13 protein-coding genes and 1 pseudogene are annotated in these 12,016 nt (G+C 64.3%); 8 read left to right on the forward strand and 6 right to left on the reverse strand.

Annotation, left to right across the window (positions count from 1 at the left end; all coding sequences use genetic code 11):
• Positions 1-23: 23 nt before the first annotated feature.
• Positions 24-725 carry a phosphoribosylformylglycinamidine synthase subunit PurQ gene (gene purQ / locus ACYCVF_RS05665; protein ID WP_459597727.1) on the forward strand — a complete coding sequence of 234 codons (702 nt, stop codon included), beginning with the start codon at positions 24-26 and terminating at the stop codon, positions 723-725.
• Positions 722-835: pseudogene (locus ACYCVF_RS05670) on the forward strand (tripartite tricarboxylate transporter substrate binding protein BugD); the annotation flags it as partial. The gene purQ and the pseudogene ACYCVF_RS05670, both read left to right, overlap by 4 nt.
• Positions 836-873: 38 nt before the next feature.
• On the opposite strand, the gene ACYCVF_RS05675 reads toward ACYCVF_RS05670, so the two are convergent.
• A complete protein-coding gene (locus ACYCVF_RS05675) occupies positions 874-1,839 on the reverse strand; it encodes a DMT family transporter (RefSeq protein ID WP_459597729.1) in 966 nt (321 codons plus the stop codon).
• Between the two features lie 74 nt (positions 1,840-1,913).
• Entirely contained in the window at positions 1,914-2,393 is a 480-nt protein-coding gene (locus ACYCVF_RS05680; RefSeq protein ID WP_459597731.1) for a PaaI family thioesterase, read from the reverse strand.
• 184 nt (positions 2,394-2,577) lie between these two features.
• On the opposite strand from ACYCVF_RS05680, the gene purL reads away from it, so the two are divergent.
• Positions 2,578-4,788 (forward strand): phosphoribosylformylglycinamidine synthase subunit PurL, encoded by a 2,211-nt coding sequence (purL, locus tag ACYCVF_RS05685; protein ID WP_459606465.1) that lies wholly within the window; start codon positions 2,578-2,580, stop codon positions 4,786-4,788.
• A gap of 96 nt (positions 4,789-4,884) precedes the next feature.
• Here purL and ACYCVF_RS05690 read toward each other — a convergent pair whose 3' ends face one another.
• The gene (locus tag ACYCVF_RS05690; RefSeq protein ID WP_459597735.1) at positions 4,885-6,072 is read right to left on the reverse strand and encodes an acyltransferase family protein; all 1,188 of its coding nucleotides are present in this window, start codon (positions 6,070-6,072) and stop codon (positions 4,885-4,887) included.
• Positions 6,073-6,254: 182 nt separating this feature from the next.
• Between ACYCVF_RS05690 and ACYCVF_RS05695 the strand changes: the two genes are divergently transcribed.
• A complete protein-coding gene (locus ACYCVF_RS05695) occupies positions 6,255-6,428 on the forward strand; it encodes a DUF1328 domain-containing protein (protein ID WP_172782960.1) in 174 nt (57 codons plus the stop codon).
• 130 nt (positions 6,429-6,558) lie between these two features.
• Here ACYCVF_RS05695 and ACYCVF_RS05700 read toward each other — a convergent pair whose 3' ends face one another.
• Positions 6,559-6,918, reverse strand: a complete 360-nt coding sequence (locus tag ACYCVF_RS05700) for a DUF427 domain-containing protein (protein ID WP_459597738.1) — start codon at positions 6,916-6,918, stop codon at positions 6,559-6,561.
• 180 nt (positions 6,919-7,098) lie between these two features.
• Here ACYCVF_RS05700 and ACYCVF_RS05705 point away from each other — a divergent pair, with 180 nt between their 5' ends.
• Together ACYCVF_RS05705 and ACYCVF_RS05710 are read left to right on the forward strand one after the other, a co-directional pair.
• Complete coding sequence (locus ACYCVF_RS05705) at positions 7,099-7,335, forward strand: BolA family protein (RefSeq protein ID WP_011088461.1); 237 nt, start codon at positions 7,099-7,101, stop codon at positions 7,333-7,335.
• 22 nt (positions 7,336-7,357) lie between these two features.
• Positions 7,358-8,551 carry a low temperature requirement protein A gene (locus ACYCVF_RS05710; RefSeq protein ID WP_459597740.1) on the forward strand — a complete coding sequence of 398 codons (1,194 nt, stop codon included), beginning with the start codon at positions 7,358-7,360 and terminating at the stop codon, positions 8,549-8,551.
• A 9-nt stretch (positions 8,552-8,560) separates the two neighbouring features.
• Here ACYCVF_RS05710 and egtD read toward each other — a convergent pair whose 3' ends face one another.
• A complete protein-coding gene (egtD, locus tag ACYCVF_RS05715; protein ID WP_459597742.1) occupies positions 8,561-9,532 on the reverse strand; it encodes an L-histidine N(alpha)-methyltransferase in 972 nt (323 codons plus the stop codon).
• Between the two features lie 49 nt (positions 9,533-9,581).
• Positions 9,582-10,880, reverse strand: coding sequence for an ergothioneine biosynthesis protein EgtB (egtB, locus tag ACYCVF_RS05720; protein WP_459597744.1), 1,299 nt, complete (start codon positions 10,878-10,880; stop codon positions 9,582-9,584).
• A 237-nt stretch (positions 10,881-11,117) separates the two neighbouring features.
• Here egtB and grxD point away from each other — a divergent pair, with 237 nt between their 5' ends.
• Positions 11,118-11,444: a Grx4 family monothiol glutaredoxin gene (grxD, locus tag ACYCVF_RS05725; protein ID WP_014494143.1), complete on the forward strand. Its 327-nt coding sequence runs from the start codon at positions 11,118-11,120 to the stop codon at positions 11,442-11,444.
• Between the two features lie 3 nt (positions 11,445-11,447).
• Positions 11,448-11,999 carry an O-acetyl-ADP-ribose deacetylase gene (locus ACYCVF_RS05730; RefSeq protein WP_459597747.1) on the forward strand — a complete coding sequence of 184 codons (552 nt, stop codon included), beginning with the start codon at positions 11,448-11,450 and terminating at the stop codon, positions 11,997-11,999.
• Positions 12,000-12,016: the final 17 nt, after the last annotated feature.

Consider the following 12,016-nt stretch of genomic DNA (forward strand, 5'->3'; position numbering starts at 1 on the left):
CCGCCACTGTCGGAACCTCTGCCATGAAAGCCGCCATCCTCGTCTTTCCCGGAATCAACCGCGAGCGCGACATGGCGCGTGCGCTGAGGCTGATCTCGGGTAGCGAGCCCGGGACGGTGTGGCACGCCGAAACGTCGTTGCCTGCGGGCACCGATCTCGTCGTGGTGCCGGGCGGCTTCTCCTATGGCGATTATCTGCGCTGCGGCGCGATCGCGGCGCGCGCGCCGGTGATGGATGCGGTGCGCGACTATGCGGCTAAGGGCGGCCTCGTGCTCGGCGTGTGCAACGGTTTCCAGATCCTCTGCGAGTCCGGCCTGCTGCCCGGCGTCCTGATGCGCAACGCGCGGCTGAAATTCATCTGCCGCGACGTGCATCTGCGCGTCGAGCGCTCCGATACGCCGTTCACCCGCGGCTACAATGCCGGGCAGGTGATCCGCGTGCCCGTCGCCCACGGCGAGGGCAATTACGAGGCGGACGAAGAGACCATCAAGCGGCTCGAAGGCGAGGGACGGGTGCTCTACCGCTATTGCTCCGCCGCCGGCGAGGTCGACGATTTCAACAACATCAACGGCGCGGCCCACTCCATCGCCGGCATCGTCAACGACGGTGGCAACGTGCTCGGCATGATGCCGCATCCGGAAAACCACGTCGAAGACATCATGGGCTGCACCGACGGCCGCGGCCTGTTCGCCGGCCTCGTCCAGCACCTGGAAAAGGCTGCGTGATCTCGTTCGTGCTGAGGCGGCTGTCGGCCGCCGTCGTTGTGTTCGCGAGGGCCGCATTCGCGCAGGACTTCCCCAAGCGTCCAATCACCATGATCGTGCCGTACGCGGCCATCGCGATCGGCAATGCCGGCTTGCTCGAGTTCGGACTCTAGCGCAGCTTGAGCTTCTCCGCCGGTACCGTCATCGCGGCAACGCCGGCCATCACCAGCAACAGCCCCAGCGCGAGGTTCGACGGCACGGTCTCGCCGAGCAGCAGCACGGAGAGGCCGACGCCGATCGGGATGCGCAAATAGCCTTGCGCGTTCGTCGTCAGCGTGCCGAGCCGGCCGAGGCAGACGTAGAACAGCATCAAGCCGAGCGCGCTGGAGACGATGCCCATGATGATGGTGGCGGTGATCGCGGTCGGCGTCGGGTGCAGCGTCCAGGGCTGGTCGATCAGCAGCGAGGGCGGCAGCAGGATCATGCCGCCGAACAGCAGCGAGCCGGCCGCCACCACCATCGGGTCGTAGTCCGACAGCCTGAGGCCGAAGATCGTCGCGCAGGCAAAGGAGATGGTGGCGAGCAGGATCGCGATCTCCGCCACGATCTCGCTGCCGAAGCCGCGCACCGCATCGAGGCCGACGATAACGATGGTCCCGGCGAGTCCGAGGATCGCGCCGGCGAGCTTGAGCAGCGTTGCCGGCTCGTGCCGCGTGATCAGCGAGGTGATCAGGAAGGCGAAGATCGGCGTCGTCGAGGCCAGCACGACCGTGTTCGATGCGGGCACATATTGCTGCGACCAGGTGATGATCAGGAACGGAAAGGTCGAGTTGATCAATTGCTGGGTCGCGAACAGCTTCCAGGCTTTTGCGTCGGTCGGGATCCTGACGCCGCGCATCCACAGGATTGCGAACAGGAAGGCGGCCGCGATGAGGGAGCGCGCAGAGATGAAGGTGATGGGCGGGATCGTGTCCAGCGCCAGCTTCGCCAGCGGATAGGTGGAGCTCCAGCAGCAAGCCAGCGCGAGCAACAAGGCGTAGTCGCGCCAGCTGCGCGCGCCGGTGGCGGGCATGGACGGCAACGGCGTTGATGCGGATGCCGCCGCGCGACCCGCCTTCGATGTGCTCTGCGGCACCTTGTTCCTGCTCCCCGGCGCACGAGCGCTCGCCCAACTGTGGGCGAGAGGGCGCGAAAAGGGAAGCTGTCGAGCTATGCGTTTGGCTGTGGTGCCGGTTTCCGCTTCACCCGCTTGATCGTGCCGGAGAACGTGAACAGCGGCCGTCCGCCGGAAGTCAGCCTGCCGCGCAGGAAGATCAGCGACCCGCCAGCGCGAGACACTTCGCCGACGCATTCGACCAGCTCGCCCTCGCGCGCCGCGTCGAGAAAATCGCAGGCAAAATTGGTCGTCACCGCCGGCCCGTCCAGCTCGTGGGTGGCGATAGCGAACAGGCAATAGTCGGCAAAGGCCATGAAGCAGCCGCCATGGACGTTCCCCGAGCCGTTGAGGTGCTTTTTTTCGACCCGGAAAGCGCAGCGGACGCTGCCGTCCGCCTCGATCCGGTGCCAGAAGGGGCCGACATGGGATTCAAAACTGTCGCGGATCCAGGTTCGCCAGCCCTGAAACTCCCCCTCGGTGGCGACGTGGAGGTCCGGGCGGCGGGGCGGGGGCGCTTTGGTCAATTCGTGCAAGGAAATAGGCCTTCAATTGCGGGTGTTGAGCCCTTAAATCCGATCCGTTGGCGCCGTGCAATTCCTGTTCCCGCGGGGCCCCCGGCGCAAAACGTGGGACAGCGGGAAAATGCGCCATAAAGGGCTTTTCCAAGCCGCCCGATGTTCCTAAGAACGGCCTACCGCTGCCGAAAGCCCCGAATCCATGAAGAATGAACCCAAAATCACCCCCGAGCTGGTTGCCGCCCACGGGCTCAAGCCCGACGAGTATGAGCGCATCCTGAAGCTGATCGGGCGGGAGCCGACCTTCACCGAGCTCGGCATCTTCTCGGCGATGTGGAACGAGCACTGCTCGTACAAATCCTCGCGCATCCATCTGCGCGGCCTTCCGACCAAAGCTCCCTGGGTGATCCAGGGCCCCGGCGAGAATGCGGGCGTGATCGACATCGGCGACGGCCAAGCCGTGGTCTTCAAGATGGAGAGCCACAACCACCCGAGCTATATCGAGCCGTATCAGGGGGCGACCACCGGCGTCGGCGGCATCTTGCGTGACGTCTTCACGATGGGCGCGCGTCCCATTGCCTGCCTCAATGCCCTCAGCTTCGGCGCACCCGAGCACCCGAAGACGCGGCATCTCGTTTCCGGCGTCGTCGCGGGCGTCGGCGGCTACGGCAATTCCTTCGGCGTGCCGACGGTCGGCGGACAGGTACGCTTCCACACCCGCTATGACGGCAACATCCTCGTCAATGCGATGGCGGTCGGCCTCGCCGACACCGACAAGATCTTCTATGCGGCCGCCTCCGGCGTGAACATGCCGATCGTCTATCTCGGCTCCAAGACGGGGCGCGACGGCATCCACGGCGCCTCGATGGCCTCGGCCGAATTCGACGACAAGTCCGAGGAGAAGCGCCCGACCGTCCAGGTCGGCGATCCCTTCGCCGAGAAGCTGCTGCTGGAGGCCTCCCTCGAGATCATGGAGAAGGGCTGCGTCATCGCGATCCAGGACATGGGGGCTGCGGGCCTGACCTGCTCGGCGGTGGAGATGGGCGCCAAGGGCGACCTCGGCGTGGACCTCGATCTCGACGTGGTGCCGACCCGCGAGACCGGCATGAGCGCCTACGAGATGATGCTCTCGGAGAGCCAGGAGCGCATGCTGATGGTGCTCAAGCCCGAGAAGGAGAAGGAAGCCGAGGCGATCTTCAAGAAATGGGGGCTCGACTTCGCCGTCGTCGGCTACACCACGCCGAGCAAGCGTTTCGTCGTCAAGCATGGCGGCGACGTCATGGCCGACCTGCCGATCAAGGAGCTCGGCGACGAGGCGCCGGTCTATGACCGCCCGCATGTCCCCTCCGCCGCGCTGCCGGTCGTGCACGCCCGAGACGTACCGGCCCCGATGGGCCTCGGGCCTGCGCTGGAGAAGCTGATCGGCACGCCGGACATGTGCTCTAAGCGCTGGGTCTGGGAGCAGTACGACCACGTCATTCTCGGCAACACCATGCAGCGCCCCGGCGGCGATGCCGCCGTGGTGCGCGTGCAGGACGGGCCGAAGGGCCTGGCGCTGACCGTCGACGTCACGCCGCGCTATTGCGAGGCCGATCCGTTCGAAGGCGGCAAGCAGGCGGTGGCGGAAGCCTGGCGCAACATCACCGCTGTCGGCGGCAAGCCGCTCGCGATTACCGACAACCTCAATTTCGGCAATCCTGAGCGGCCCGAGATCATGGGCCAGTTCGTCGGCTGCCTGAAGGGTATCTCGGAAGCCTGCCGCGCGCTCGACTTCCCCGTCGTTTCGGGCAACGTGTCCCTCTACAACGAGACCAACGGCCGCGCGATCCTGCCGACACCCTCGATCGGCGGCGTCGGCCTGCTCGACGATTTCACGAAATCCGCTTCGCTCGCCTTCAAGGCCGAAGGTGAGGCGATCCTCTTGATCGGCGAGACTCACGGCTGGCTCGGCCAGTCCGTGTACCTGCGCGACATCTGCGGCCGCGAGGAGGGCGCACCGCCGCCGGTCGATCTCGCTGCCGAGAAGCGCAACGGCGATTGCGTGCGCGGCATGATCCATGCGGGCACTGCGACCGCCGTGCACGATCTCTCCGACGGTGGCCTCCTGATCGGGCTCGCCGAGATGGCGATGGCCGGCGGCATCGGTGCCAAGCTGCTGGCGGCGCCGGCTGCGCTGGTGTCGCAGGCCTACTGGTTCGGCGAGGACCAGGCGCGCTATCTCGTCACCGTGCCGGAAGCGGAGGCCGGCCGCGTGCTCGCCAAGATGCGCGGTTGCGAGGTGCCCTGCGTGCGGATCGGCACCACGGGGGGCGATGCGCTTGCGATCGCGGGCGAGGCGCCGGTTGCGATCGACGCGCTGCGTAAGTCGTTCGAGCGTTGGCTGCCGGAATATATGGGCGGGAAAGCGGCGTAGGGCGTGAAGCCGTAGCCCGGATGAGCGAAGCGATATCCGGGTCTTTGTCGTCATGTTTTCCCGGATGTCGCTACGCTCATCCGGACTACGAACTACTCACAACACGTGTGAGGCCCCTGGAATTCTGCGCAAGGCGGCCGTCAGGCTCCAGCTTAAAATCGCCGTGAGCACGAAACCGATCGCGGCCTTTACGATCGCAGGCAGCTCATAGTCGAACAGCGCGTACTGGATCCACAACGCAATCGGATAGTGCACCAGGAAGATGCCGTAGGCGTCCGCCTGCATGCGGTCGAGCAGATTCGGCGCCGGCGATTTCTCGTGCAGGAAGAAGGCGAGGATCGCGAGCAGGATCGAGGCCGAGAACAGCACGAGGAACGTGCCGTAGAACACATGGTACCAGTCCGGTAGCGGATCGGGATTACCGAGGATCTCGCGCTTGATGTAGATCATGCCCCACATCAGGCAATAGGGGATCAGCGTGACGATCACCCACAGCCAGCGGGTCTTCGGCAACTGGCCCTCGGCGCTGAGCACACCGCGGTCGAAGTTCGCGGCACCGACGCTGACCCCGATGAAGAAATACGCGAAGTAGAGCAGGATGCGGCTCGCCTGCACCGAGAACGGCCCGAACTCGAACCATTTGTGGGGGCTGAAATAGACCAGTGCCGGGACGTAGGCGATCACGGTCACGACAACGAGCAGCAGCCAGAACGCGGTCGGCTGATCAAATCCGCGAAGCGAAATGCGATTGACGGGATCGACCAGGTGCGCCGAGATCCGGTAGAGCAGGCTCGCGGTCAGGTCGAACGCCAGCAGCACCCAGACGAACCAGATCGGGCCGCTCGGCCACGGGCCCGCCGTCACCGTCGTCCACCAGAATGACGCGAAGGTCAGCTCGGGATCCTGTCGAAGCGCGATCGCGTAATAGGCGAGCGGGATGACGGTGAAGGCTGCGATCACGAACGGCAGCCCAAGCCTCAGGAGACGGTCGCGCAGGAAGACCGAGGGTGCCTTGCGCGCGATCCCGGGCCAGGTGAACAGTCCCGACAGGAAGAAGAACATCGCCATGAAGAAGCTATCGGTGGCGAGCACGATCATGTCGAAAACGGCCGATGAAGCCGGATCGGTGTGGCCGAAATGGGTGTAGGGAATGACGGCGTGATGCAGCAGCACCACAAGCGTCAGGAACGTGCGAGCCCGATCGAGCGCCAGATTGCGCGTCTTGGTCTTTGCCGCGGCGTGCGCGTCTGCGCCAATCGTCGCCGAATGTGACATCGTGCTCATGATTGCCCCGATTGCGCCCCTTCCCCGGACAGACTGTGCCGCCGGGAACCCGATTCAGCAAGGTCGTTCAGCCATGGTCGAGGCCCTTTCAGCTCTAGGAACCAGTTCCGCGCAGCGAAGTTAGCGTCCGCGAAAAGGGTTGAGGGCCGCGCGAGAGGCGGGCACCAATTTCGGAGCTGGCGATGACGATCCTGAAATGGGCGCTGATCTTCCTACTCGTCTCGATCGTGGCCGGCGTGCTCGGCTTCACCGGTATTTCGGCCGCCTCCGCCGACGTCGCCCGCTTCCTGTTCTATGTCTTCGTGGTGATCTTCCTGGTACTGCTGATACTGGGGCTGACGATCTTCAGGGCGTAGCGAGGCTGCGTCAGCACCCTCAGTCGTCAAGCCCGGGCTTGACCCGGGCATCCACGGCTCCGGTATTGCACCATCAAGAACAGGGATGGCCGGGACGAGCCGGCCATGACGGCACGAACCGGCGCAGAAGCTACCCCACTTCCTCGATCTTCACCTTGTCCGGATAGAACGCGAGGCGGCCGGAAATCTCCGCCATCGCGGGGAAGGGGGTCTCATAGGTCCAGATCGCGTTGTCCAGCGTCTTGCCGTCGGCCTTGACGCTGTAATAGCTCGCGTCCCCCTTATAAGGGCAGTGGGTGACACGGTCGGTGCGCTCCAGCAGGGCCATGTTGGTGTCCTCCCGTGGCACATATTGCACCGCCGGATATCTGGCTTCCTTCAAGGTCAGCGCCTTGTCGGTCTCGGCGATCACGATGTCGCCCGCGGTCACACGCACGCGCCGGGGATTTGGGGTGATGGTGATGGGGTGGTCAGGCCCTGGAAGCTTCATGATTTCACGCCTTTTCGATCAATCTGCCGCGCGCGGCACTTTGTCGTGCCTTTATCCTGGTGGGATCATGGATATAGTGCCGGAAGGCGTGACCTAGAAGGCCGTTCACGCTAAGTTTGGGCCTGTCGGCGAGGGGACCCCGGCAGCGATTCGAACGCTTAGAGAAGGAGCACGACCCGAATGCCCATGGACGCCCACGATATCGAGGCGATGATCAAGGCGGCAATCCCCGATGCCGAAGTGACCATCCGTGACCTCGCCGGCGACGGCGACCACTATGCCGCGACCGTGATCTCGGAATCCTTCCGCGGCAAGTCCCGCGTCCAGCAGCACCAGATCGTCTACCAGTCCCTGCGCGGCCAGATGGGCGGAGTGCTGCACGCGCTGGCACTGCAAACCGGCGTACCCGGCACCTGATTCAAGCACGACGGGGGCGAAGATGGTTGCGGACAATCCGCGCGGCGCGATGTTTCGCGTCATCGGGCCGAACCAGCACAGCCGTGTCACCTATGTCGAGCTGTTCTTCGACCTGGTCTTCGTCTTCGCCGTCACGCAGATCTCGCATACGTTGTTGCACCATTTCACGCCACTCGGCGCGGTGCACGTCTTGGTGCTGTTTCTGGCGGTGTGGTGGGTGTGGGTCTTCACCGCCTGGGTCACCAACTGGCTCAATCCCGACCTGACACCGGTCCGCATCCTGCTTTTTGCGATGATGCTGGGCGGCCTCGTGCTGTCGACCACGATCCCGACGGCGTTCGAGGGGCGTGGCCTTTGGTTTGCCATTGCCTACGCGACCATGCAGGTCGGACGTACCGCGTTCTGGCTGTTCGCGACTCCGCATCATCAAACCGCGGTGCGGCACAATGCGATCCGCATCCTGACCTGGCTCTCCGTCTCCGCGGTCCTGTGGATCGCAGGCGGTCTGTCCGAAGGAGATACGCGGCTATGGCTGTGGATCGCCGCGGTGAGCTGGGAGTACATCTCGCCGGCGGTGCGGTTCTGGGTCCCGAAGCTGGGATTCTCTTCGGTCGAGGCCTGGGCCGTCGAAGGCGCGCACATGGCCGAGCGCTGCTCTCTGTTCGTCATCATCGCGCTCGGCGAGGCCATCGTTGTCAACGGTGCGACCTTCGCTGAACTGGAGTGGACCGCGAGCAATATCCTGGCCTTCTCCTCGGCGCTGGTCGGCGCCATCGCGATGTGGTGGGTCTATTTCCACAAGGGCGCCGAGGCCGGCTCCGTGCGCATCTCGAAGTCCGCCGAATCCGGCCGGCTGGCGCGGCTTGCCTACACCTATCTGCACACTCCGATCGTCGCCGGCATCATCCTGACGGCTGTCTCGGACGAGCTGGTGCTGAAGCATCCAGGCGGACACTCCGACATGCGCACGGTCGTGAGCACGATCGGCGGGCCCCTCGTGTTCTTGGTCGGCACCATCCTGTTCAAGCACGCGATCCGCGGCTTCCTCCAGCTCTCGCACGGCATCGGCATCGTGCTGCTGCTGGCGCTGTGGTGGTTCGCCGCCGACCTCTCGCCGCTCTGGCTGTCGGTCGCGACGACCGCGATCATGATCGTGGTTGCGGTCTGGGAGTCGGTGTCGCTGGGATCCCAGCCGGAAGAGCAGGCGGGGCATTGAACCCCAGCGCTACTCCGCAACCTCCAGCGCATGCACCGAGAACATCTTCGCCGCATCCGTCCAGCTCTCGCGGACGCGCCAGCCCGCGCCCTGCGCCAGCGCGGCGAAGCGTTCGAGGCTGTATTTGTAGCTGTTCTCGGTGTGGATGCTCTCGCCGGGGCGGAACGAGAAGCTGGTGCCGAGCAGGCGTACGGTCTGGCTTTTCTTGCTGATCAGGTGCATCTCGATGCGGTGCCGCTCGCGATTGTAGATCGCGCGGTGGGTGAAGGCGGAAAGGTCAAAATTGCCGCCAAGCTCGCGGTTGATCCGCACCAGCACATTGAGGTTGAAGCGCGCGGTGACGCCGGCGGCGTCGTTGTAGGCATCGAACAGCACGCGCTCGTCTTTTTCCAGGTCGGCGCCGATGATCATCTGCGCGCCCTTGCCCAGGATCGCACGCGCGCTCTTCAGGAACGCCTGCGCTTCCTGCGGTTCGAAATTGCCGATCGTCGAGCCGGGAAAAAAGCCGACCTTGGGCATGGACGCGACCTGCCTGGGCAGCTCGAACGGCGTCGTGAAGTCGGCCGCGACCGGATAGATGCCGAGCGAAGGGAAATCCCGCTTCAGCCCGTTCGCCTGCGCCTTCAGGAAGTCGCCGGAGATGTCGACGGGGACATAGGCCGCGAACCTGCAATGACCCAGCAGCAGGCGGACCTTCGTGGTCGCGCCGGCGCCGAACTCGACCAGAGCTGCGTGTTCCGGAATGATCTTCGCGATCTCGCGGCCGCGCTCCTTCAGGATCGCAAGCTCGGTGCGCGTCGGATAATATTCCGGCAGCCGCGTGATCGCCTCGAACAGCTCCGACCCGGTGGCGTCGTAGAAATATTTCGGCGACAGCTTCTTCGGCTGCTGCGAGAGGTCCACGATGGCCTCGCGGGCGAAGGCGGTTGTTTGCTCGTCGGGAAGATGGGCTTCGGCCAAAGCGCTGGCGTGCACATTCATGATACTCTCCTGAACGCGCTGTCCGGCGCGCATTTGTCGTCGGAAGTGGTCACTCGTAGTCGGCGAGCCGCAGTCCCGTGAATTGCCAGCGGTGATGCGGATAGAAGAAATTGCGATAGGTAATACGGCTGTGGCCCTCGGGAGTTGCAAGCGAGGAGCCGCGCAGCACCAATTGATTGACCATGAACTTACCGTTGTACTCGCCGAGCGCCCCTTCGATGGCGCGATAACCGGGGTAGGGCGAATACGAAGAGCGGGTCCATTGCCAGACGATGCCGAAGGCGTCGTTGAGCTGACCCGCGCGCGCGGCGACCTCCCATTCCATCTCGGTCGGCAGGTGTTTTCCGGCCCAGCGCGCGAAGGCGTCGGCTTCGTAGTAGCTGACGTGGCAGACAGGCGCGTTGGGATCGACCGGCTTGAGGCCGGCGAGCGTCATCACTTGCCATGCGCCATCGACCTCGCGCCAATGCCCCGGGGCCTGCCAGTCTTCCTTGCTGGCGGCGGCAAAGCCGTCCATCAGCCAAAGCGTTGCGGTCCGATAGCCGCCATCCTGCATGAAGGCGAGCCATTCGGCGTTGGTCACCAGATTGCGGGCGAGCTTGACCGGACCGACGAGGGCGCGATGCGCCGGTTTCTCGTTATCGAAATGGAAACTGTCGTCGACGTGGCCAACGGTATGGATGCCTTCGTTGAGTTGCAGCCAGTCTTCGCCACTGCGCGCGGCGGTCGGGAAGTGCCAGTTGGGGTCATACGCGGGGTAGACCGGGTTCTGCGCAAAGGCGTGCAGGATGTCCGTGAACATCAATTCCTGATGCTGTTGCTCGTGATTGAGTCCGACCTCGATTAGAGGCGCCAAGGCCTGGAGCTTGCCTGCCTCGGCCTCGCGGAAGAATTTGACAACGGCAGCATCGACGTATTTGCGATAGGCGCCGACCTCGTCGGCACCAGGCCGGGTGATGTCGCCGCGATGGTTGCGGGCATGGCGCGGGCCGGCGCTGACGTAATACGAGTTGAACAGAAACGCGAAATCGGGATGGAAGGGCCGGTAGCCCGGACAGTGCTCGCCGAGCAGGAATTGCTCCCAGAACCAGGTGGTATGCGCCCGATGCCATTTCGTGGGGCTCGCATCGGGCATCGACTGGATCTGCTGGTCCTCCGGCGACAGCGGCGCAGCCCGCCGCTCGGTCTCGTTGCGGACGGTGAGAAATGCCTCTTCCAGCCGCCAGGCGAGGTCGCCCCGGTCCAAGGACGGCGACGAAAGCTGTGGGGCGGCCGTAGCGGAGGCTGATTTCGTCACGTTTTTCTCCAGACAGGACAAGAGAACGTTGTTCGCCTTAGCCGGTTCCACGGCCGGGGTTCGTCCTAGATAGGGGCTCCGTTACGGTATGAAAGTCCTCTCCGGCGATGATATTGATGTCATCAGCCTATGGACCTGGCGGGCTCCAGGCGCTCCCGTGCGGCGTGTCGCCGCCATTTTACTTTGGATGCACAACGGTTTGGGCTACATATATAGGTCGGTATCGGGTTAAATCGGCTGAGCCGGCCCGAGGGATCGTTGAGGGCTCAGCCCCAGAAGGACACGGATATGAGCATCGAGGAATTCATCGCCAACGAAGTGAAGTCGAACGACGTGGTTCTGTTCATGAAGGGCACGCCGCAATTTCCGCAGTGCGGTTTCTCCGGCCAGGTCGTCCAGATCCTCGACCACATCGGCGTGGGCTATAAAGGCCTGAACGTCCTCGAATCCGCCGAGCTGCGCAACGGCATCAAGGAATACTCGAACTGGCCGACCATCCCGCAGCTCTATGTGAAGGGCGAGTTCGTCGGCGGATGCGACATTGTCCGCGAGATGTTCCAGGCCGGCGAATTGCAGCAGCTCTTCTCCGAGAAGGGCGTCGCCGTCGCGGCTTGATAGGTGACCGAGCTGAGGCGCCATATCGGCGGCGCCGAGCTCGAGGTCGTCGTGGCCGACATCACCACGCTCGGCGTTGACGCCATCGTCAACGCCGCCAACACGTCGCTCCTTGGCGGGGGCGGCGTAGATGGTGCGATCCACGCCGCTGCCGGTCCCGACCTTCTCGCCGAGTGTCAAACGCTCGGAGGATGCCCGACCGGGGAGGCCAGGATCACGAAGGGCTATCGTCTGCCTGCACGCCACGTGATCCACGCGGTCGGCCCCGTCTGGCGCGGCGGCAGCCGAGGCGAGGCGGAGGCGCTGCGCTCCTGCTATCGACATGCGATTGGGCTCTGCCAAGCCAATCAGCTGACCTCGCTGGCCTTCTCTGCGATCTCAACCGGCGTGTATCGCTTCCCGGCCGACCAGGCCGCGAAGATTGCAATTCATGCGACCGTTGAAGCCCTGTCGGCAGCGCCCCTGGTTGCCCATGTCATATTTTGTTGTTTTTCGGAGAGGAGCGCCGCTCTCCACACAGACGTTTTGGCGCGGCACGGCGGGCCTTGTGCCTGATGGCGCGGCAGCTACAC

This window comes from Bradyrhizobium cedriense (assembly GCF_054602315.1).

Bases quoted from the DNA above. Each gene is read 5' to 3' on its own strand.
- purQ (WP_459597727.1), top strand. From the start codon at position 24: ATGAAAGCCGCCATCCTCGTCTTTCCCGGAATCAACCGCGAGCGCGAC.
- purL (WP_459606465.1), top strand. From the start codon at position 2,578: ATGAAGAATGAACCCAAAATCACCCCCGAGCTGGTTGCCGCCCACGGG.
- ACYCVF_RS05690 (WP_459597735.1), bottom strand. From the start codon at position 6,072: ATGAGCACGATGTCACATTCGGCGACGATTGGCGCAGACGCGCACGCC.
- ACYCVF_RS05695 (WP_172782960.1), top strand. From the start codon at position 6,255: ATGACGATCCTGAAATGGGCGCTGATCTTCCTACTCGTCTCGATCGTG.
- ACYCVF_RS05700 (WP_459597738.1), bottom strand. From the start codon at position 6,918: ATGAAGCTTCCAGGGCCTGACCACCCCATCACCATCACCCCAAATCCC.
- ACYCVF_RS05705 (WP_011088461.1), top strand. From the start codon at position 7,099: ATGCCCATGGACGCCCACGATATCGAGGCGATGATCAAGGCGGCAATC.
- ACYCVF_RS05710 (WP_459597740.1), top strand. From the start codon at position 7,358: ATGGTTGCGGACAATCCGCGCGGCGCGATGTTTCGCGTCATCGGGCCG.
- egtD (WP_459597742.1), bottom strand. From the start codon at position 9,532: ATGAATGTGCACGCCAGCGCTTTGGCCGAAGCCCATCTTCCCGACGAG.
- grxD (WP_014494143.1), top strand. From the start codon at position 11,118: ATGAGCATCGAGGAATTCATCGCCAACGAAGTGAAGTCGAACGACGTG.